This window comes from Bradyrhizobium sp. GW821-FHT12B03, assembly GCF_058807535.1.
Genome location: NZ_JBXAQU010000013.1, coordinates 100,102 through 119,838, shown reverse-complemented (window position 1 = coordinate 119,838; position 19,737 = coordinate 100,102). Strand labels below are relative to the sequence as shown.

The following is a 19,737-nucleotide window of genomic DNA, read 5'->3' as shown; positions in this document are numbered from 1 at the left end:
CGCTGATCCATGATGTTGACGGCACTCGGTTTGATGAGCGGCACCTCGCTTGACGGGGTGGACGTTGCGCTGATCGAAACCGACGGAAAGCAGGTGAAGGGGTTCGGACCGTCCGGCTACCGGCCCTACAGCCCGGCCGAGCGCAGCCTGCTGCGTCAGGCGCTGAGCGAGGCCGTGCACCTGCCGCAGCGCGATGCCCGGCCGGGGATCCTGGCCGAGGCCGAGCGCGCTGTGACGCTGGCGCATGCCGAGGCGGTGGCCGCCTTCGTCGCCCAGAACCGGATGAAGCCGGAGGACATCGACATCGTCGGCTTCCACGGCCAGACCGTGCTGCACCGCCCCGAGAAGCGGCTGACGGTCCAGATCGGCGATGCCCCGGCGCTCGCCAGGGCGATCCATATCCCCGTGATGCATGATTTCCGCGCCGCCGACGTCGAGGCCGGCGGGCAGGGCGCGCCGTTCGTGCCGGTCTACCACCGGGCGCTGGCCCATTCGCTGGAGCGCGAGGGGCCGATCGTGGTGGTCAATATCGGCGGCGTTTCCAACATCACCTATATCGATGGCAACGACACGCTGATTGCCTGCGACACCGGGCCCGGCAACGCGCTGCTCGACGATTTCATGTACCGCACCATGAACCAGGCGTTCGACGCGGAGGGCAAGTTCGCCGCGCTCGGCAAGGCGGATGAAGCCTGGATCGCGCGGGCGCTGGAGTTGCCATTCTTCGCAAGCCCGCCGCCGAAGTCGCTCGACCGCAACGACTTCGCCGCCCTGAAGCTCGGCGATGTGCTGCCGGCCGACGGCGCCGCGACGCTCACCGCCTTCACGGCGGCGGCGATCGCCCGCATCATCCCGCTATTGCCGCGGCGGCCGCGGAGCTGGATCGTCTGCGGCGGCGGCGCGCGCAACCTCACCATGCTGCGGATGCTGCGGGAACGGGTGGGCTCGGCGACCGTGGAGGCCGCCGAAGCGCTCGGCTGGGCCTCCGACGCCATCGAGGCGCAGGCCTTCGGCTTCCTCGCCGCCCGCGGCCTGAAGGGCCTGCCGCTGTCCTATCCGGCCACCACGGGCGTGCCGATGCCGATGACCGGCGGGGTGATCGCGCGGCCCTGAAGTCACGGCCAGTTGATGCACATGCATGGATCTTGACGGATAGATGCAGTTGCATCTATTCTGGGTGCCGTTGCATCCAACCGCCGGGATTGACCATGACCGCTTCGCTCAAACTGATCAGCCACAAGCTTTGTCCCTATGTGCAGCGCGCGGTGATCGCGCTCAAGGAGAAGGGCGTGCCGTTCGAGCGGATCGACATCGATCTTGCCAACAAGTCGGACTGGTTTCTCAAGCTGTCGCCGCTCGGCAAGGTGCCGGTGCTGGTGGTGACGACGGACAAGGCCGAGGTCGCGCTGTTCGAGAGCAACGTGATCTGCGAATACCTCGAGGAGACGCAAGCGGGCGCAAAGCTGCATCCAGCGGATGCGCTGAAGCGCGCCGAGCACCGCGCATGGATGGAGTTCGGTTCGGCGATCCTCGGTGATCTCTGGGGGCTGGAGACGACGACGGATCCGGCGACGTTCGAGAGCAAGCGTCAGGCGCTTGTCGCGAAGTTCGCGCGCGTCGAGGCCGCGCTAAGCGCAGGTCCGTTCTTCGCCGGCGAGCAGTTCAGCCTGGTCGACGCCGTGTTCGCCCCGGTCTTCCGCTATTTCGATCTGTTCGACGAACTGACCGAGCACCGCATCTTCACGGATGCGCCGAAGGTGCGGGCGTGGCGGGCTGAGCTTGCGAAGCGCCCGAGCGTGCACGCTGCGGTCGGTGCGGACTATCGGCAACTGTTGCGTGCGTTTCTCGTGCGCCACGACGCGCACCTCCTTAAGCTTGCGGCTTGAGCGCAGGCGCGCCGTCATGGACCTGGCGGCGCTCAGGTGCAGCCGTTGGCGAGCAGCAGCTTGCTCGTCGTCGTGGCGTGGCGCAGCTTGAACAGATCTTGAGCGTCGGGATCGTTCAGGAAGGCTTGCGCCTTCTCGCGTTCCGGGAATTCGATGATGACGAGGCGCTCCGGCGCCCAATCGCCTTCGATCGTGGTCGGCTGCACGCCGCTAACGATGTACCGCCCGGAATGCCTGGCGATGAAGGCGGGGATTTCAGCGATGTATGGCTTGAAGCCGGCGAAATCGTTCACCGACAGGTCGAGCACCAGATAGGCCTTCATGGCTTGATCCCCGTCATTGACGGTTCGCAGCCATGCCACGAACCCGTCAACGCGGGAAGGCCTCAGCGCACGTTGGCCAGACGCATGTCCAGATACGCCGTGATGGTTTCCATCAGCGGCTCGAGCTTGGCGTCGAAGAAGTGGTTGGCGCCGGGGATGACCTGCTGGTCGATCACGATGCCCTTCTGCGTCTTCAGCTTCTCGACCAGCGTGTTGACGTCCTTGGGCGGCACCACCGCGTCCTTCTCGCCATGCACGATGAGCCCGGAGGACGGGCAGGGCGCGAGGAAGGAGAAGTCGTAGAGGTTGGCGGGCGGGGCGATCGAGATGAAACCCTCGACCTCGGGGCGGCGCATCAACAGCTGCATGCCGATCCAGGCGCCGAAGGAGAAGCCGGCGACCCAGCAGGCGCGCGCTTCGGGGTTGATGGTCTGTGCCCAGTCGAGCGCGGCCGCCGCATCCGACAATTCGCCGGTGCCGTGGTCGAACGAGCCCTGGCTGCGGCCGACGCCGCGGAAGTTGAAGCGCAGCACCGAGAAGCCGCGATGCGCGAATGCGTAGTAGCACTGGTACACGATCTGATGGTTCATCGTGCCGTGAAACTGCGGATGCGGATGCAGGATCATCGCGATCGGCGCGTTCTTCTGCTTGGCCGGGTGATAGCGGCCTTCGAGACGGCCAGCGGGGCCGGCGAAAATGACTTCAGGCATCGATGATCTCTTGATTGATTTGCTGGAGCGGGGATTCTTGGAGACGTTCCTTGGCAATCAACCGATTGTGGCCTCATCGACAGCGATGCCGACGAAAGCGCGAATGGAAGGGTGAGAAGGCGTGCGCCTCGCGGTGATGCGCAAACGGCGCGCGGTGACTTGACGGTGCGCGTTCTAACATGGGCTGAGGGGCAAAAAGCAAGCATCTTCGACATATCGCAATGGGCTCAAGACCTTAGCCTGTCGTGCCGATGTCACGCCAACAACGGCCGAGATCGAACGAGGGGATCGCCGGGAGCGGCATTGCGCCGACAACCGATTGGAATCACGATTGTTTATCGGCTGCTGGACGCCTCCGAAAGGCGATTCACAAGGGCGCGGTGCGGCCTCCGAGCGTGGCGACCGCCGGCCGGTAGCGCCGGCTGCCTCCAAGCGTCCTGCCGTTGTCGAAGGTGAGCTCGAAATCCCCTGACGGCTTGAAGTCCACGCCGCTCACCCGGTCGAGATTGGCGAGCCTTGTCCGGTGGACGCGCACGATGGCGAAGCGGGCGAGCTCGCTTTCGGTCGCGGCGAGCGTGCCGCGGATCAGGTGTTGGGTGCCGTTGGCGAGGCTGTATTCGATGTAATTGCCGGCGGAGGCGACCCACAGGATATCGTGCGGTGCGACACGAATGCGGCTGGAGCCGTCCCGGAGCCAGATCAAATCGGGTGACGGCTGCTCCGGTGGAGCGGCGGGCATCCACATCGCCGCGCGCGCAGCCTTCCACAGCTCACGCCGGCTTTCGATCAGCCAGAGCGTTGCTCCGAGCAGCAAGGCGGTCACGGCATCCTTGCGGAACTCGTACAGGACCACCGCCAGCGAGAAATGGAAGTCGTAGGCGCTTCCGGCGAGCCAGAGCAGGAATTTCCGGACCGATACCATTCCGGTGATGTGGAGGGCCGAGAAGCCGAGCAGGGCGACCGCAGCGATGCCGATCCGTATCGCCAGCCCCTGTGCCTGGCGGATGCGCCGGACGACGAGCACCAGGATCGGCACCAGCAGCAGGATAACGATGATGCTCGACAGCTCCCAGAACAGCCGCCGGCCAATGTCATAGCTGTCGCCGCGCCAGGCGGCGTCCTGTGCGCCGGAGAGTGCATTGACGATTCCGATGGTGAGCGCGACGGCCGTGATCGCTCCGAAAATCGTCCAATCGCCGCCACTGATCCCGCCGCGCCAACCGCTCGTCCCGGCTGCCGACGCCTCGTCCCCGCGCGACCGGTCCTGATCCCAAACCGTCTCGACGTGCTCCGTTTCGGGGGCATTTTGGCCGTCAGCCATGGCCCGAAAACCGCGTTTGTCGTCCCGTCAAGGAGCAGAACATCATGTTCACACCGCAGCAAATTTCGATCTCGGAACGACGCATCGATCTGGATTGGGTGCGGATTTTAGCCTTCGGCCTGTTGATCTTCTACCACGTCGGCATGCTCTACGTGTCCTGGGGATTTCACATCAAGAGTGAGCACCGGCTGACCTGGCTGGAGCCGGTGATGCTGGTGCTCAATCCGTGGCGGCTGTCGCTGCTGTTCCTGGTCTCCGGGGTCGCCAGCCGCTTCATGCTGGGAAAGGTCCGGCTCGCCGCCTTCGCCCGCGCGCGGTCGGCGCGGCTCCTGATCCCGCTGATCTTCGGCATGCTCGTGATCGTGCCACCGCAATCCTACCTCCAGGTCGTCGAGAGCCTCGGCTATCCCCAAGGCAATTCCCAAGGCTCTCACCAAGGCTCTCTGCAGGGTTTCGCCGATTTCTACCTCCACCACTATCTGGCGTTCAGCGCGCAATTCTGCCCGAACCCCTGCATCGTGCAGCCGACCTGGAACCATCTCTGGTTCGTGGTCTACCTCTGGGTCTACACCATGGCGCTGGTTGGCGTGCTGTCCGTGTGGCCGGCGGCTGCGGATTGGATCAGCAAGAGGGTGGCGGCCACGCTCGCCGGACCATGGCTGCTGGTGCTGCCCTGCCTGCTGTTTGCAGCCTGGCGGCTGTTTCTGTCGCCGGTCTTCCCGTCGACGCATGCGCTGTTCGGCGACTGGTACAACCACGCGGACTATGCGACCGCGTTCCTGATCGGCTTCCTGCTCGCACGCCAGGACAGCATCTGGCGCGACATCGAGCGGCAACGGTGGGTGGCGCTGACGCTTGCAGCGGCCTGCTTCGCCGCCTTCGTCCTCGTTTATGCCGGCTTGTTCCCGCGGTCGTCGATGCTGAGATGGTTCGCCGGCTCGGTCTATGGCTGCTACCAATGGCTGGCGATGGCGGCGGTGCTCGGCTTTGCGCGACGCCATTTGACGGCCGACAGCCCCGTGCGCCGCTATCTGACCGATGCGATCTTTCCCTGTTACATCGTGCACCAGACCGCGATCATCGTGATTGCACACGCGCTGCGGGACAGTGGGCTGTCAGCCGGAAGCGAGGCTGCAATCGTCATTGCCGGCACTGCGCTCACCTGTCTCCTCAGCTACGAGATCGCGCGCCGGATCGCCTGGCTGCGGCCGCTGTTCGGATTACGCATGCAGTCCCGTTCCGCGGCCAGGATTGCGCAGCAGCAGCCGGCCTGATGTGCGCCGGCTCCCGATTGGCGCGTTGGCAAAAGGTGCTAAGAGGGCGCCATGCCAAGCCGCGTCTATCTCGACTGGAATGCGACCACACCGCTGCGCACCGAGGCGCGCGCAGCGATGCTCGCCGCCTGGGAGCTGATCGGCAATCCGTCTTCGGTCCATGCCGAGGGGCGCGAGGCGAGGCGGCTGGTCGAGGACGCCCGCGCCTCGCTTGCGGCTGCGGTCGGAGGGGCGCCGCGCAACGTCGTCTTCACCTCCGCTGGAACCGAGGCCAATGCGCTGGCGCTGTCGCCCGGCCTGCGGGGGCCGTCCGGCGGCCCCGTCGAGCGGCTGCTGGTCTCCGCCGTCGAGCATGCCTCGGTGCTGGCAGGCGGCAGGTTCCCGGCCGACAAGGTCGGTCATATCAGGGTGACGCGCTCCGGCGTGGTCGACCTCGATCACCTCAAGGCGCTGCTGAAGGACGGCCCGCCGGCCCTGGTCTCCATCATGGCGGCCAACAACGAGACCGGCGCGCTCCAGCCGGTCGCGGAAGCCGCCCGGATCGTTCATGACGCGGGGGGGCTCCTGCACGTCGACGCGATCCAGGCCTTGGGCAAAATTGCGTTCAATATTAACGCGCTAGGCGTGGACCTTGCGACCTTTTCTGCACACAAGATCGGCGGCCCCAAGGGCGTCGGCGCGCTGGTGACCGCGGAGGGGCTCATTGGCCTGGAGCCGGTGCTGCGGGGCGGGGGACAGGAGCTCAATCGCCGTGCGGGAACCGAAAATGTTGCGGGCATTGCGGGTTTCGCTGCGGCGGTGAAGGCCGCGCTTCAGGCTTTGCCGGAGGATGCGAAGCGGATGGCAACCCTCAGAGATAGCTTGGAAAATGGTATCCGGACGATCGCCGGCGCGACGGTGTTCTCGGACACCACCGAGCGGTTGCCAAATACCGTTCTCTTCACGGCCCCTGGTCTGAAGGCCGAGACCGCGGTGATCGGCTTCGACCTCGAAGGCGTCGCTGTGTCTTCCGGCTCAGCCTGTTCCTCGGGGAAGGTCCAGCCGTCCCATGTGCTGTCCGCCATGGGCTTCGATCCAGCAACGGCCCAGGGAGCGGTGCGCCTCAGTCTGGGCTGGTCTACGGAACCGGACGACATCAATAGGGCGTTAGAGGCTTGGCGAAAGCTCGGTAATACCCTACTTAGAGGCTAAGCGACGAAACACGGCTTGAACGGTTCTAAGCCCGTGCTTTCTGCCGAAAAACATCGTAATACTCGTCCGAGTTTGATCCACCGCGGTCCTTGAAACCGCGAGCGGAGGATAGAATGCCAGCCGTGCAAGAGACGGTCGAGCGCGTGAAGCGCATCGACGTCGATCAGTATCGTTATGGGTTTGAGACCCTGATCGAGTCCGACAAGGCCCCCAAGGGGCTGTCGGAAGAGACCGTCAAGTTCATCTCCGAGAAGAAGAACGAACCCGCCTGGATGCTCCAGTGGCGGCTCGAAGCCTATCGGCGCTGGCTGACCATGACCGAGCCGACCTGGGCTCGCGTCGACTATCCCAAGATCGACTTCCAGGACCTCTATTACTATTCGGCGCCGAAGCCGAAGAAGACGATCACCTCGCTCGACGAGATCGATCCGGAGATCCTGAAGACCTACGAGAAGCTCGGCATCCCCTTGCGGGAAGTGGCGATGCTCGAAGGCGTCGAGCCGAAGGTGGGTGAGGAAGATCCGGCGCGGCGCAAGATCGCGGTCGACGCGGTGTTCGATTCGGTCTCGGTCGCGACCACCTTCAAGGCGGAGCTGAAGAAGGCCGGCGTGATCTTCATGCCGATCTCGGAAGCCATCCGCGAGCACCCCGAACTGGTGCAGAAATATCTGGGATCGGTGGTGCCGACCTCGGACAATTTCTACGCGACGCTGAACTCGGCGGTGTTCTCCGACGGCTCGTTCGTCTACGTGCCGCCGGGCGTGCGCTGCCCGATGGAGCTGTCGACCTATTTCCGCATCAACGAGCGCAACACCGGCCAGTTCGAGCGCACGCTGATCATCGCCGACAAGGGCGCCTACGTCTCCTATCTCGAAGGCTGCACCGCGCCGCAGCGCGACGAGAACCAGCTGCATGCCGCCGTGGTCGAGCTCGTCGCCCATGACGACGCCGAGATCAAATATTCGACCGTGCAGAACTGGTACCCCGGCAATTCGGAGGGCAAGGGCGGCATCTACAATTTCGTCACCAAGCGTGGCGACTGCCGCGGCAACCGCTCCAAGATTTCCTGGACCCAGGTCGAAACGGGTTCGGCGATCACCTGGAAGTATCCAAGCTGCATCCTGCGTGGCGACAATTCCAGCGGCGAGTTCTATTCGATCGCGATCTCGAACGGCTATCAGCAGGTCGACTCGGGCACCAAGATGATCCACCTCGGCAAGAACACGTCGAGCCGGATCATCTCCAAGGGCATCGCGGCCGGCAAGTCGCAGAACACTTATCGCGGTCTTGTGACGGCTCATCGGAAAGCGACCGGCGCGCGCAACTTCACCGCCTGCGATTCCCTGCTGATCGGCGACAAATGCGGCGCGCACACCGTGCCCTACATCGAGGCCAAGAATTCCTCGGCGACGTTCGAGCACGAGGCCACGACCTCGAAGATCTCCGAGGACGTGCTGTTCTACTGCATCCAGCGCGGTCTCAGCCAGGAAGAGGCGGTAGGCCTCGTCGTCAACGGCTTCGTCAAGGACGTGCTCCAGCAGCTCCCGATGGAGTTCGCGGTGGAAGCGCAGAAGCTGATCTCGATCTCGCTGGAAGGGTCGGTCGGTTAACACCGACCTCATCCTGAGGAGGCCGCGAAGCGCGGCCGTCTCGAAGGATGAACGTTAGAACGATTGTTGGCCTCATCCTTCGAGACGCGCCTTGGGCGCTCCTCAGGACGAGGGGATAGATGGAAAAACACAATGGCTTTGCTTGAAGTGAAAGACCTGCAGGTTCGTGTCGAGGAGCGTGAGATCCTCCACGGGCTGACGCTGACCGTGAACGAGGGCGAGGTGCACGCGATCATGGGGCCGAACGGCTCCGGCAAGTCGACGCTCTCCCACGTCATCGCCGGCAAGCCCGGTTACGAGGTCACCGGCGGCCAGATCCTGTTCAAGGGCGAGGACCTCCTGGAGATGGCGCCCGAGGAGCGCGCCGCCAAGGGCGTGTTCCTGGCGTTCCAGTATCCGGTGGAAATCCCCGGCGTCGCCACCATGAATTTCCTGCGCACCGCGTTGAACGCGCAGCGCAAGGCGCGCGGCGAGGATGAGTACTCGACGCCGGACTTCCTCAAGAAGGTCCGCGAGGTCTCGAAGTCGCTGAACATCCCGCAGGACATGCTCAAGCGCGGCGTCAATGTCGGCTTCTCCGGCGGCGAGAAGAAGCGCAACGAGGTGCTGCAGATGGCGCTGTTCGAGCCGAGCCTGTGCATTCTCGACGAGATGGATTCCGGCCTCGACATCGACGCGCTGCGCGTTGCGGCCGACGGCGTCAACGCGCTGCGTTCGCCGGGGCGCGCGATGGTCGTCATCACCCATTATCAGCGGCTCCTCAACTACATCGTGCCCGACGTGGTGCACGTGATGTCGAAGGGCCGTGTCGTGAAGAGCGGCGGCAAGGAGCTGGCGCTGGAGCTGGAAGCGTCCGGTTACGCCCAGTTCGAGGCCGCGTAAGGAATTTTGCGATGAACGTCGCTGTGGCCAAAACTGAAAACGACCATCCGCTCCGGGATATCCTGCTCATTCCGCGTGGCCGGCTGCCGGGTGCGGGAAAGATCATTGATATCAGGCGGAATGCCTTTGACGCCTATGAGAGCGCGGGGCTTCCGCACCGCCGGATCGAGGAATGGAAGTACACCGATCTCCGTGCGCTGGTTGGCAAGGTGCTGCCGCTCGCGGCTGCGCCCGACGCGGCGGCGCTGTCGCGTGCTGCCGATGCAGTCAAGGCGGCCGGGATTGAAGGTGCGCGCCGGCTCGTGCTGGTCGATGGCGTCTTCGCGCCCGATCTTTCCAATCTGACGCTCGGCGCCGGAATCGACGTGGTGGCGTCGCGACAGGTTTGGCTAAACGAACCCAATTCTGCTGGTGCGGAACTGCTGCAGACACCGACGACCGACGCGATGATTGCGCTGAACACCGCGATGGCGACCGACGGCGTCGTGCTGACGATTGCCGGTGACGTGCAGCTATCGGCGCCGATCCAGATCATCCATGTCGCGACTGTGTCGTTGGCGTCCTCCTTCACTCGTTCGCAGGTCCGGATCGGGAACGGCGCTCGCGCCACAATCATCGAGAGCTTCGTTGCGGCCGGCGCCAAGGCCTACCAGGTCAACGACGCCGTCATCGTCTCGGTCGGCGATAACGCCGACGTTGCGCATATCCGCCTGATGGACGATGCGCCTGACGCGATGAACATCACCTCGCAATTCGTCACGGTCGGTGCGAACTCGAAGCTGAACCTCTTCAACATGACCACAGGCGCTGCCGTCAGCCGTCTCCAGGGTTTCATCACGCTGGCCGGCGAAGGCAGCGAGCTCTCGGCCAACGGCGTCAACCTGTTGCAGAAGACCGAGCACGGCGACACCACGCTGGTGGTCGACCATGCCGTGCCGAACTGCGTCAGCCGCGAGGTCTTCCGCGCCGTGCTCGACGATCGCGCCCATTCGGTGTTCCAGGGCCGCATCATCGTTCGTCCCGACGCGCAGAAGACCGACGGCAAGATGATGATCCGGGCGCTGCTGCTCTCGGACGAAGCCGAGGCCGACAACAAGCCCGAGCTCGAGATCTTTGCCGACGACGTCTCCTGCGGCCACGGCGCCACCGCCGGCGCGCTCGATGACAGCCTGTTGTTCTATCTGAAGGCGCGCGGTCTGCCCGAGAAGCAGGCCCAGGCGCTGCTGATTCAGGCCTTCGTGGGCGAGGCGATCGAGCAGATCGCCGATGACGGCTTGCGCGAGCATGTGATCGGCATTGCCGAGCGCTGGCTGGAGCGGCGGTCATGAGCACGCATCCTGCGGTCAAGAACGGCACCTACGACGTTGCGCGCGTGCGCCAGGATTTCCCGGCGCTCGCCATGCAGGTCTACGGCAAGCCGCTGGTCTATCTCGACAACGCCGCCTCGGCGCAGAAGCCGCAGGTCGTGCTCGACCGCATGACGCAGGCCTACACCAGCGAATACGCCAACGTGCATCGCGGCCTGCATTACCTCGCCAATGCCGCGACCGAAGCCTATGAGGGCGGCCGCACCAGGGTCGCGCAGTTCATCAACGCTGCCCGGACCGAGGAAGTGGTCTTCACCCGCAACGCGACGGAGGCCATCAACCTGGTGGCCTCGTCCTGGGGCGGGCCGAACATCAAAGAAGGTGACGAGATCGTCATCTCGATCATGGAGCACCATTCCAACATCGTGCCCTGGCACTTCCTGCGGGAACGACAGGGTGCCGTGATCAAATGGGCGCCGGTCGACGACGAGGGCAATTTCCTCATCGACGAGTTCGAGAAGCTGCTGACGGCGAAGACCAAGCTGGTCGCGATCACGCAGATGTCGAACGCGCTCGGCACCATCGTCCCGATCAAGGACGTCGTGAAGACCGCCCATGCCCGCGGCATTCCCGTGCTGGTCGACGGCAGCCAGGGCGCGGTGCATATGCCCGTCGACGTCCAGGATCTCGGCTGCGACTTCTACGTCTTCACCGGCCACAAGGTGTACGGTCCGACCGGCATCGGCGTGCTCTGGGCCAAGTACGACCACCTCGTCGCGATGCGCCCCTTCAACGGCGGCGGCGAGATGATCCGCGAGGTCTCGCGCGACGTCGTCACCTATGGCGACCCCCCGCACAAGTTCGAGGCGGGCACGCCGGCGATCGTCGAGGCGGTCGGCCTCGGCGCCGCGATCGATTACGTCAATTCGATCGGCAAGGAGCGCATCGCCGCCCACGAGGCCGATCTGACCGCCTACGCCCAGGAGAAGCTGCGCGAGATCAACTCGCTGCGGCTGATCGGCACCGCCCGCGGCAAGGGCCCGGTGATCTCCTTCGAGCTCAAGGGGGCGCACGCCCACGACGTCGCCACCGTGATCGACCGCCAGGGCATCGCGGTGCGCGCCGGCACCCATTGCGTGATGCCGCTTTTAGAGCGGTTCAACGTCACGGCCACATGCCGGGCCTCGTTCGGCATGTATAATACGCGGGAAGAAGTCGATCATCTGGCACAGGCGCTGTTGAAGGCGCGGGATTTGTTCGCATGAGTGACACGGCCGAAATCAAAGCCAATCCGATGGAAACCCGGTCGGCGCTGCCGCCGGAGGAAACCGAGCGTCTCACCACCGAGATCATCGCGGGCCTCAAGACCGTGTTCGACCCGGAAATTCCCGCCGACATCTACGAGCTCGGCCTGATCTACAAGGTCGAGATCAAGGACGATCGTTCCGTCGACGTGCAGATGACGCTGACGACGCCGAACTGTCCGGCCGCCGGCGAGCTGCCGACCATGGTCGAGAACGCGGTGGCCAGCGTGCCCGGCGTCGGCGTGGTCGACGTCAAGGTTGTCTGGGAGCCGGCCTGGACGCCGGAGCGCATGAGCGACGAGGCCCGCCTCGTGCTCAACATGTGGTGACGCGTAAGCCTTGCTTTGAACCGACGGCATTGAATTCGCTCCGCAACGGACCACATCATTGACATGACACAGATTTCGTCAGGCTCGACACCAGCATCCACTCCGAAGCCCCGGCGGCCGCGCCCGCAGGTGATGCGGTTGACGGATGCCGCCGCCCAGCGCATCAGCGAGCTGACGAGCCGCGCCGATTCCGAGATCGTCGGCCTGCGCGTCGGTGTGAAGAACGGCGGCTGCGCCGGCCAGTCCTACACGGTCGAATACGCCCATGATGTCCGCCCGACCGACGAGGTCGTCGAGGACAAGGGCGTCAAGATCCTGGTTGATCCCAAGGCCGTGCTGTTCCTGCTCGGCACCGAGATGGACTACAAGGCCGACAAGATGCAGGCCCAGTTCGTCTTCAACAATCCCAACCAGGTCTCGGCCTGCGGTTGCGGCGAGTCGGTCGAGCTGCGGCCGGCCAAGATCGACGGGTAGGCCTCGTCTCCACGTCCCACTCTCGTGTCCCGGACGCGCTGCAGCGCGCTTGCGCTGCTGCGCAGAGCCGGGACCCACGCTATAGTCATCGATGCAAAGACTGGGCCCCGGCTCAGCAGCGCCATAGCGAGTCGCAGACGCGCGTAAACGCGCTTATGTCACGCTGCGCTGCTTCCGGGGCACGAGAGAAGCGTGCCCATGGACCGCGAATTCCTGATCGACTTGTTCGCCGATTTCGGCCCCGTCACCATCCGGAAGATGTTCTCCGGCTACGGGATCTCCGCCGACGGCATCAACTTCGCGCTGTCTTTGCGCGCCGGTCTGTTCTTCCGCGCCGACGAAGTGACGATCCCCGACTTTGAAGCCGAGGGATCAAAGCCGTTCCAGTATTCGACGCGCGCCAAGACCGTGCTGGTGAACTCCTATTGGGAGCTGCCCGCGCGCCTGTTCGACGATTCCGCGGAGCTCGCGCAATGGGCGAGGGCGGCGCTCGCCGCCGCCCAGCGCGCCAAGGTGAAGAAGCGGCCGAAGAAGAAGATCGCGTCGAGCAAGCCCGCGAAGAAAGCCGTCAAGCCTGCGAAAGCTGCGAAGCCAGCGGCCAAAAAGAGCCCAGTGCGCAAGCGCGCCAAACGAAGGGCTTAAGCTCAGTCCACCGCCTTTGTCAGGCCAACCCGCATATCCCTGGCGGTGAAGACGCAAGTGCCATCCGCAAGCACGCGACCATCGGCAATTCCGAGCACCAGCTTGCCGCGCCGGACCATGCGCATGGCGACCTCGTAGCGTACGCGCTGCGCGTTTGGTGTGACTTCGCCCGTGCACTCGACTTCGCCGACGCCGATGGCGCGGCCCTTGCCCGGCGAGCCCGACCAGCCGAGCCAATAGCCGATCATCTGCCACATGGCGTCGAGCCCCAGAGAGGTCGGCATCATCGGGTCGCCGCGAAAGTGGCAATCGAAAAACCAGTGGCCGGGCGCGATGTCGAGCTCGCCGACGATGTGGCCCTTGCCGAACTCGCCGCCGTCCAGGCTGATCTCGGAGATGCGATCCATCATCAGCATCGGCGGTGCCGGCAATTGCGCATTGCCTGGGCCGAAATAGCCGCCTTCGCTCGATCTCAGCAGCTCGTCCCTGGTGTAGGACGGTTGCGGCGTGTGGAAGTCGTGAGGGTTGGGCACGACGACAAATCCTTCGCGGGCTCGGGGGCAGGCGGCCAATGCTGTCGTGGCAGATGTTGTTCACCGCGGAATAATGTCAAGCGGCGGTGCCGTAGGATGGGCAAAGCGGAGCGTGCCCAAGACTTTTGGTGGGCACGGCGCTTATGCGCCTTTGCCCACCCTACGAGAGCTGGCGAAAACTCACGCCACGCGGCTGTGGCTCTCGACCGCGAATTCCGGGTCGGCCTCGCAGATCACGCGGTTGCGGCCGTTGCGCTTGGCGGCATAGAGGCAGGCATCGGCGCGTTCGATCAAGGCGTCCGTGTCGTCGCCCTGCTTGAGCATGGAGACGCCGACGGAGATGGTGACGCGGCCGAGGATCTCGCCGGTCGATTTCTTCTTCAATTCCTTCGCCATCACCGCGCGGCGGATGTGATCGGCGACGGTGAGGGCCTGGCGCAGCGCCGTGTTGGGCAGGACCACCGCGAATTCCTCGCCGCCGTAACGGGCAGTGATGTCCTGGCCCTTGATGGTCTGCTTCAGGGAGAGGCCGACGAGCCGCAGCACCTGGTCGCCGGTGAGATGGCCGTAGGAATCGTTGAACGACTTGAAGTGATCGATGTCGAACAGCAGCAGCGACAGCGGCTCGCCGCTGGCGAGCGCGCTCTCTACGGCCATGCCGATCATGCGGTCGAAATATTTGCGGTTGCCGAGGCCGGTGAGCGGATCGGTCAGGCTCTCGGCGCGGATCGCCTCCAGGCTCTGCTGGAGGTTGCTGATCTCGTTCTTCGACAGCGTCAGCCGGTCTTCCAGCGCCTTGTTGGTCTCGCGCATTTCGCTGGTTGAACGCAACAGCGTCTCGACGATCGACTTGATCTGCTCGCGGCTGTCGGCCGACGACAGTTTTTCGGTCGCGCCCGACAGGCTGGCGTCATAGGTGCCGGTCATGCCGAGAGCGTCGGTCAGCACCCGCATCACGTCGTCGATCTCGCCGATGACGCGCGCGCCGACCTTGTCGATGCGGTCGGTGGTCTTGATGTGGGAGAGATAGGTCTCGTAGATCTGCTCGAGATCGGCTTCGGTCAGCTTGCCGTGGCGGGCCAGCGTCTCGTTGATGATCTTGTTGAGCGGTGCGTTGTAGCCGGTGGCGTAGACGTACCAGATCTCGTAATTGCGGGGAATTGCGGTTTGGCGGAGCGAGCGGATCTGACCGAGTGCCACCTCGGCGAACGCCATCGTGCGTTCGTGTTCGTCAAGCACCTTGACCACGGAACATACCCCACAGCGGTCGATGCATGAGCGACCGCAGCAATGCTTAAATTATGTTCGTAGGCTAACGGACGATCGTGAACGCCCCGTAAATATACGTTCACGAATGCGTCTGAAAACGTGTGCGGCAGTCTGTCTCAACCAGCCTGAAGCGCGCTGCGCTTCAGGCGCCGGCGGGCGAGCGAACGGGGCGCAACAGAAACGCCGGAAGGTGCGAATGATCGCCCGGCTCGGTGTCTGCCTCGCGCTGGCGGCGCGGCTCGGGACGGCCGATCGACGGCACATGCGATGCGTTGGCCTGCGGGCGCGAGCCGTGACGCGGCTCGGACGACGGCCTGGCTTCGCGCGGAGGCCTCGCCTCGCGTGCGGGTCTCGCCTCGGGGGCGGGCCGCGCTTCGGCTGAAGGCCTGGTTTCAGAAGCGTGTCTTGCCTCGCCACGCGGCTCGCGCGGTTCGTGGCTGCGCTCACGGTCGCGGCCGCGTTGCGGCTTGCCGCGTCCGCCGCGCGAACGCTCACGGCCGCGCTGTTCGCGCGGACGTTCGGTCGCATCGCCGTTTTCTGCGTGGATTTCGTAATCGCCTTCGGCGCGGGGAATGTTCTGGCCGATCAGCTTCTCGATCGCCACCATCGACTTCTGGTCGAGCGGCGTCACGATCGAGATCGCGGTGCCGGTGCGGCCCGCGCGGCCGGTGCGGCCGACGCGATGGACGTAATCGTCGGGATGGTGGGGAACGTCGAAATTGAAGACGTGGCTGACCTCGGGAATGTCGAGGCCGCGGGCCGCAACGTCGGAGGCGACCAGCAGCGGCAGCTCACCCTTGCGGAATTGTTCGAGTGCCGCCATGCGGGCCGGCTGGTCCATGTCGCCATGCAGGGCGCCGACGCTGAAGCCGTGCTTCTGAAGCGATTTGTGGACGATCGCGACCTCGCGCTTGCGATTGCAGAAGATGATCGCGTTCTTGAGATCCTTGGCCTCGCGCAGCAGGCGGCGAAGCAGCTCGCGCTTCTCATGCGCCTCGCGCCCGGCAGGCACCTGGGACTGCGTGACGGTCACGGCGGTGGTGGCTGGCTTGGAGACTTCGACCTTCTGCGGGTTGTGCAGGAAGGTCTCGGTAATGCGCCGGATTTCCGGCGGCATGGTCGCGGTGAAGAACAGGGTCTGCCGCGTGAAGGGAACGAGCTTGCAGATGCGCTCGATGTCGGGAATGAAGCCCATGTCCAGCATGCGGTCGGCTTCGTCGATGACGAGCAGCTCGACGCCGGTGAGCAGCAGGCCGCCGCGCTCGGTGTGGTCGAGCAGGCGGCCCGGGGTGGCGATCAGCACGTCGACGCCGCGCGTCAGCTTGGCATCCTGGTCGCCGAACGAGACGCCGCCGATCAGCAGGGCGACGTTGAGTTTCTGGCCGGCGCCGTAGCGGTCGAAGTTTTCCTTCACCTGCGCCGCGAGCTCGCGGGTCGGCTCCAGGATCAGCGTGCGCGGCATGCGCGCGCGGGCTCGACCCTTTTCGAGGATGGTGAGCATCGGCAGCACGAAGGCCGCGGTCTTGCCGGTGCCGGTCTGGGCGATGCCGAGGACGTCCTTGCGTGCGAGGACGTGGGGGATCGCCTGTTCCTGAATCGGGGTGGGGGTGGTGTAACCGGTGGCCGCCACTGCGGCGAGGACTTTTTCGGATAGTCCGAGATTTGAAAAGGACATTGAGCCTCTGGTCGAAACCGCCGTTCGGAATCGAGGGTAATAAGGCTGGTCGCGTTCCACCCCGAAACGGCGCGCTCTCAAGGAAGCTGGGGGTGCTGACTCACGCGAACAAAGCGCAAGGCTCAGGAATCGCTCTTCGATCCGAAGCCGCGTCGCACTGGAACATAGGCGGGAATTGGCCAAAGTCAATGGAGCAGGCGCGGGAAGGCCCTAAAAACCCTGAGGTTTTACTCAAATAGCGGGTGCGGCTGGGGTTTTCCGCCTCAGCCATTGGCCGGGTGGCACCGCCACGGGAGCCACTATGGGAGCGCCTAATGCCCTTCGGAGCCCTGCGCCCGGAAATCGCCGGGGGCCATGCCATAGGCAGCATTGAAGACCCGGTAATAGGTCGCCAGGCTCTCGAAGCCGCACGAGGCCGCGATGTCGGCGATCAGCCGCTCTGGCGCCTCGCGCATCAGGCGGCGGCTTCGCTTCAGGCGTTCGTCGGTCACGGTCTGGGAGAAGCTCTTTGCGGCGGCCTCGAACAGCATGTGCAGGTGACGTACGGAAACGCCGAGCTCATCGGCCACCATTGCCGGCGCCAGATCCGGGTTTTGCAGGTGGCGTGCGATCAGGCGCCGCGCCTGCGAGAGACGGGCGGTCCGCAGCGCAGCCTGTCCGAGACGGCTGCCGGGGCGCACGATGCCGCGCTCGATCAACGCCAGATGGGCCAGGGCCTGGACGAGGGCGGTGGCATCGGCCGCGCCGTCATCACCAGCCTCGCCGAGATCGGCAAAGCAGGCTCCGAGCAGGGGTGCCAGGGTGGGATCGTCGAACGTTCGGGGCGCAAGCTCGCGCACACGCTTGTCCTGCGTCGGGAGGCCGCTGACGGGAATTTTCAGGATCCGCAAATGGAAGCCGCCTGCGCCGAGCGGCGCGGTGCGATAGGGCAGGTCGGTGTGGCTGGTGGCGAAGCTGCCGTTGGGAATCGCGAAGTCGCTTGCGCGCATGCCGCCGAACCAGCCGCCGCTGCCGAGCTGCTGGTAGACGCAGATCGCGTCGCCGGGCGCGGAGGCGATATCGGAGGTGCTGCGCTCGACCGTGTAATGCGAGGCCTTCAGCTCGACGAGACCGCCGCCGCCGAGCTGGCGCAGCGAGAATTCGCCGAAGAAATCCGCGCGCCGTTCGTGTTCGAGTTCGGCGGTGACGCCGAACAGGCCCTTGGCGCGCACCTCGCGCCAATAGTCGAAGCGGTCATGCGGCTCGACCTCGTCGGTGCACCAGCGATACACGATAGCCCCTCGTCCCCGAACGGAATTGCGCCTAAGAAAAAGCAGATTCCGGCCGTTCCTGCCATAGGCTTAGACCATGGAACCCATGGCCTATGCCGGTTGAACCGCGGCTATGGCTGGACCGACTATGACAACAACGGCCGAAGGTTGCCAATGGACCGTGCGATGGGCGCCGGCGGCAGGCCGTTCTGCAACGGGAATTTTTCGATGACGCGTCGGCTTTTCAGAATTCTGGCGGCCCTTGGCCTTGCGGCGAGCCTGAGCGGCTTCGCGCTTCCCGCCCATGCCGAGAAGCGCGTCGCGCTCGTGGTCGGCAACAACGACTACAGGAACGTCCCGAAACTTCTAAAGGCCGTCAACGACGCCCGCACCATGGGGGACACGCTGAAGCAGCTCGGCTTCTCGGTGATGGTCGCGGAGAACCAGAGCCGGCAGCAATTCTCCGAGACGCTGCTGGCGTTCGACCGGGCGATCGAGCCCGGCGACACCGCGTTCTTCTTCTATGCCGGCCACGGGTTCGAGATCGCGGGCCAGAACTACCTGCTGCCGACCGACGTGCCGGCGGCGACGGAAGGGCAGGAAGAGCTGGTGCGCGACGCCTCCATCCTGGCGGACCGCATCGTCGAGCGCCTTCAGAACAAGAAGGCGCGGACCTCGATCCTGGTGTTCGACGCCTGCCGCAACAATCCGTTCGAGCGCAAGGGGACCCGTGCGGTGGCCGGCGGCGGCGGGCTTGCGCCGATGATGCAACTGCCCGAAGGCGTGTTCTCGGTGTTCTCGGCCGGGCCCCGCCAGACCGCGCTCGATCGCCTCTCCAACGACGACGCCAATCCCAATTCGGTGTTCACGCGCACTTTCGCCAAGGAGTTGTTGCAACCCGGCGAGAACCTCGTGCAGGTGGCGCAGCGCACCCGCCGTCTCGTCAGCGAGATGGCGGACACCGTCAAGCACAGGCAGGTGCCGGTCTATTTCGACCAGATGGTCGACGACGTCTTCCTCAGCGGCATGGCCAAGGATGCCGCCGCTGCACGTCCCGCCGATCCGCCCGCGCAGAAGCTCGCGGCGCTGCCGCCGGTGTCGGTGCCGCGCGTGCCGAAGGAGGAAACCACCAACGCGCCGATCGCGAGCTTCTCGCGCCACAATGGCGGCTGGAGCGTGGTGTTCTCCTTCGCCGATCCGACGCTCGGCATCTCCTGGCGCATGGCCGGCAATGGCGATTTCCGCGAGACCGGCTTCATCGACACGCTCGATCCGCGTACGCGCAAACGGATGCCGAACCCGTCGATCGAATTGCCGCCGGATGCGCAGGCCGGCACCATCGAGGTCCGCTATGTCGATCAGGCCGGCGACATGCAGGGCCCGTTTCCGATCAGGTTCGATCCGGAGGCCGCGCTGATCCGTGACCAGCGCAAGATCCTGGACATGACCGCGACGAGCTGGCTGTCATTCCGCGAGTTCAACGGGCTGCTGGTCTACTACACGCACCTGGTGTCCTACCGCTGCGCCATCCGCGAGGTGCGCATCGGCATCGACACCGCCGTACCCAACCAGGTGCTGAAGATGCCGGGCTGCGACATGCGCGACCCCAGTGCGATCACCGCCGGCATGCCGCTCTACATGAAGCTCGCCCCGGCTACGCAGTTCGTCTCGGTGGAGCTGACCTATCGCGACGGCAGCGTGTCGGAGATCAAGAGTTTCCGCGCGGCAAACCGCAGCAGCAACTGACGCCCCCGTCA

The 19,737-nt window shown here is 64.9% G+C and carries 19 protein-coding genes; 12 read left to right on the top strand and 7 right to left on the bottom strand.

The window, feature by feature from the left end; translation table 11 throughout:
* The first annotated feature begins 9 nt into the window (after positions 1–9).
* A complete protein-coding gene (locus tag AC1RUR_RS24020; RefSeq protein ID WP_492848514.1) occupies positions 10–1,113 on the top strand; it encodes an anhydro-N-acetylmuramic acid kinase in 1,104 nt (367 codons plus the stop codon).
* A 95-nt stretch (positions 1,114–1,208) separates the two neighbouring features.
* The gene (locus AC1RUR_RS24015; protein ID WP_492848512.1) at positions 1,209–1,886 is read left to right on the top strand and encodes a glutathione S-transferase family protein; all 678 of its coding nucleotides are present in this window, start codon (positions 1,209–1,211) and stop codon (positions 1,884–1,886) included.
* Positions 1,887–1,918: 32 nt separating this feature from the next.
* Here the strand turns inward: AC1RUR_RS24015 and AC1RUR_RS24010 are convergent, their stop codons facing one another.
* The 3 genes from AC1RUR_RS24010 to AC1RUR_RS24000 form a co-directional block, all read right to left on the bottom strand.
* Positions 1,919–2,209, bottom strand: coding sequence for a DUF1330 domain-containing protein (locus tag AC1RUR_RS24010; RefSeq protein WP_492848510.1), 291 nt, complete (start codon positions 2,207–2,209; stop codon positions 1,919–1,921).
* A 62-nt stretch (positions 2,210–2,271) separates the two neighbouring features.
* Positions 2,272–2,919: an alpha/beta hydrolase gene (locus AC1RUR_RS24005; protein WP_008143006.1), complete on the bottom strand. Its 648-nt coding sequence runs from the start codon at positions 2,917–2,919 to the stop codon at positions 2,272–2,274.
* A gap of 367 nt (positions 2,920–3,286) precedes the next feature.
* Positions 3,287–4,240, bottom strand: a complete 954-nt coding sequence (locus tag AC1RUR_RS24000) for a LytTR family DNA-binding domain-containing protein (protein ID WP_492848507.1) — start codon at positions 4,238–4,240, stop codon at positions 3,287–3,289.
* 44 nt (positions 4,241–4,284) lie between these two features.
* Between AC1RUR_RS24000 and AC1RUR_RS23995 the strand changes: the two genes are divergently transcribed.
* From AC1RUR_RS23995 to AC1RUR_RS23955, 9 genes are all read left to right on the top strand, one after another.
* Positions 4,285–5,514 carry an acyltransferase family protein gene (locus AC1RUR_RS23995; protein WP_492848504.1) on the top strand — a complete coding sequence of 410 codons (1,230 nt, stop codon included), beginning with the start codon at positions 4,285–4,287 and terminating at the stop codon, positions 5,512–5,514.
* A 51-nt stretch (positions 5,515–5,565) separates the two neighbouring features.
* Entirely contained in the window at positions 5,566–6,705 is a 1,140-nt protein-coding gene (locus AC1RUR_RS23990) for a cysteine desulfurase family protein (RefSeq protein WP_492848501.1), read from the top strand.
* Between the two features lie 113 nt (positions 6,706–6,818).
* Positions 6,819–8,315: a Fe-S cluster assembly protein SufB gene (gene sufB / locus AC1RUR_RS23985; RefSeq protein WP_492848499.1), complete on the top strand. Its 1,497-nt coding sequence runs from the start codon at positions 6,819–6,821 to the stop codon at positions 8,313–8,315.
* 132 nt (positions 8,316–8,447) lie between these two features.
* Complete coding sequence (gene sufC, locus AC1RUR_RS23980; protein WP_492848497.1) at positions 8,448–9,197, top strand: Fe-S cluster assembly ATPase SufC; 750 nt, start codon at positions 8,448–8,450, stop codon at positions 9,195–9,197.
* An 11-nt stretch (positions 9,198–9,208) separates the two neighbouring features.
* Positions 9,209–10,525, top strand: coding sequence for a Fe-S cluster assembly protein SufD (gene sufD / locus AC1RUR_RS23975; RefSeq protein WP_492848495.1), 1,317 nt, complete (start codon positions 9,209–9,211; stop codon positions 10,523–10,525).
* Positions 10,522–11,769 carry a cysteine desulfurase gene (locus AC1RUR_RS23970; protein ID WP_492848493.1) on the top strand — a complete coding sequence of 416 codons (1,248 nt, stop codon included), beginning with the start codon at positions 10,522–10,524 and terminating at the stop codon, positions 11,767–11,769. The genes sufD and AC1RUR_RS23970 overlap by 4 nt, the downstream gene beginning before the upstream one ends.
* Positions 11,766–12,137 (top strand): SUF system Fe-S cluster assembly protein, encoded by a 372-nt coding sequence (locus AC1RUR_RS23965; RefSeq protein WP_007609827.1) that lies wholly within the window; start codon positions 11,766–11,768, stop codon positions 12,135–12,137. The genes AC1RUR_RS23970 and AC1RUR_RS23965 overlap by 4 nt, the downstream gene beginning before the upstream one ends.
* A 63-nt stretch (positions 12,138–12,200) precedes the next feature.
* Positions 12,201–12,611, top strand: a complete 411-nt coding sequence (locus AC1RUR_RS23960; RefSeq protein WP_143844933.1) for a HesB/IscA family protein — start codon at positions 12,201–12,203, stop codon at positions 12,609–12,611.
* A gap of 198 nt (positions 12,612–12,809) precedes the next feature.
* Complete coding sequence (locus AC1RUR_RS23955) at positions 12,810–13,253, top strand: TfoX/Sxy family protein (RefSeq protein WP_492848491.1); 444 nt, start codon at positions 12,810–12,812, stop codon at positions 13,251–13,253.
* Positions 13,254–13,255: 2 nt separating this feature from the next.
* Here AC1RUR_RS23955 and fabA read toward each other — a convergent pair whose 3' ends face one another.
* The 4 genes from fabA to AC1RUR_RS23935 all read right to left on the bottom strand — a co-directional run bounded on the left by fabA (position 13,256) and on the right by AC1RUR_RS23935 (position 18,001).
* Entirely contained in the window at positions 13,256–13,786 is a 531-nt protein-coding gene (gene fabA / locus AC1RUR_RS23950) for a bifunctional 3-hydroxydecanoyl-ACP dehydratase/trans-2-decenoyl-ACP isomerase (RefSeq protein ID WP_492848489.1), read from the bottom strand.
* A gap of 180 nt (positions 13,787–13,966) precedes the next feature.
* Positions 13,967–15,034, bottom strand: coding sequence for a GGDEF domain-containing protein (locus AC1RUR_RS23945; protein ID WP_492848487.1), 1,068 nt, complete (start codon positions 15,032–15,034; stop codon positions 13,967–13,969).
* 163 nt (positions 15,035–15,197) lie between these two features.
* A complete protein-coding gene (locus AC1RUR_RS23940) occupies positions 15,198–16,730 on the bottom strand; it encodes a DEAD/DEAH box helicase (RefSeq protein ID WP_492848485.1) in 1,533 nt (510 codons plus the stop codon).
* 311 nt (positions 16,731–17,041) lie between these two features.
* The gene (locus AC1RUR_RS23935) at positions 17,042–18,001 is read right to left on the bottom strand and encodes a helix-turn-helix domain-containing protein (protein ID WP_492848484.1); all 960 of its coding nucleotides are present in this window, start codon (positions 17,999–18,001) and stop codon (positions 17,042–17,044) included.
* A gap of 207 nt (positions 18,002–18,208) precedes the next feature.
* Between AC1RUR_RS23935 and AC1RUR_RS23930 the strand changes: the two genes are divergently transcribed.
* Positions 18,209–19,726: a caspase family protein gene (locus AC1RUR_RS23930; protein WP_492848482.1), complete on the top strand. Its 1,518-nt coding sequence runs from the start codon at positions 18,209–18,211 to the stop codon at positions 19,724–19,726.
* The last annotated feature ends 11 nt before the right edge of the window (positions 19,727–19,737 follow it).

What these genes read in the sequence shown, in the direction of transcription:
- sufB (WP_492848499.1), top strand. Translation starts at nt 6,819, where the DNA reads ATGCCAGCCGTGCAAGAGACGGTCGAGCGCGTGAAGCGCATCGACGTC.
- AC1RUR_RS23970 (WP_492848493.1), top strand. Translation starts at nt 10,522, where the DNA reads ATGAGCACGCATCCTGCGGTCAAGAACGGCACCTACGACGTTGCGCGC.
- AC1RUR_RS24010 (WP_492848510.1), bottom strand. Translation starts at nt 2,209, where the DNA reads ATGAAGGCCTATCTGGTGCTCGACCTGTCGGTGAACGATTTCGCCGGC.
- AC1RUR_RS24015 (WP_492848512.1), top strand. Translation starts at nt 1,209, where the DNA reads ATGACCGCTTCGCTCAAACTGATCAGCCACAAGCTTTGTCCCTATGTG.
- AC1RUR_RS23940 (WP_492848485.1), bottom strand. Translation starts at nt 16,730, where the DNA reads ATGTCCTTTTCAAATCTCGGACTATCCGAAAAAGTCCTCGCCGCAGTG.
- AC1RUR_RS23990 (WP_492848501.1), top strand. Translation starts at nt 5,566, where the DNA reads ATGCCAAGCCGCGTCTATCTCGACTGGAATGCGACCACACCGCTGCGC.
- sufD (WP_492848495.1), top strand. Translation starts at nt 9,209, where the DNA reads ATGAACGTCGCTGTGGCCAAAACTGAAAACGACCATCCGCTCCGGGAT.
- sufC (WP_492848497.1), top strand. Translation starts at nt 8,448, where the DNA reads ATGGCTTTGCTTGAAGTGAAAGACCTGCAGGTTCGTGTCGAGGAGCGT.
- AC1RUR_RS23965 (WP_007609827.1), top strand. Translation starts at nt 11,766, where the DNA reads ATGAGTGACACGGCCGAAATCAAAGCCAATCCGATGGAAACCCGGTCG.
- AC1RUR_RS23995 (WP_492848504.1), top strand. Translation starts at nt 4,285, where the DNA reads ATGTTCACACCGCAGCAAATTTCGATCTCGGAACGACGCATCGATCTG.
- AC1RUR_RS24005 (WP_008143006.1), bottom strand. Translation starts at nt 2,919, where the DNA reads ATGCCTGAAGTCATTTTCGCCGGCCCCGCTGGCCGTCTCGAAGGCCGC.
- AC1RUR_RS24000 (WP_492848507.1), bottom strand. Translation starts at nt 4,240, where the DNA reads ATGGCTGACGGCCAAAATGCCCCCGAAACGGAGCACGTCGAGACGGTT.
- AC1RUR_RS23930 (WP_492848482.1), top strand. Translation starts at nt 18,209, where the DNA reads ATGACGCGTCGGCTTTTCAGAATTCTGGCGGCCCTTGGCCTTGCGGCG.
- AC1RUR_RS24020 (WP_492848514.1), top strand. Translation starts at nt 10, where the DNA reads ATGATGTTGACGGCACTCGGTTTGATGAGCGGCACCTCGCTTGACGGG.
- AC1RUR_RS23955 (WP_492848491.1), top strand. Translation starts at nt 12,810, where the DNA reads ATGGACCGCGAATTCCTGATCGACTTGTTCGCCGATTTCGGCCCCGTC.
- AC1RUR_RS23960 (WP_143844933.1), top strand. Translation starts at nt 12,201, where the DNA reads ATGACACAGATTTCGTCAGGCTCGACACCAGCATCCACTCCGAAGCCC.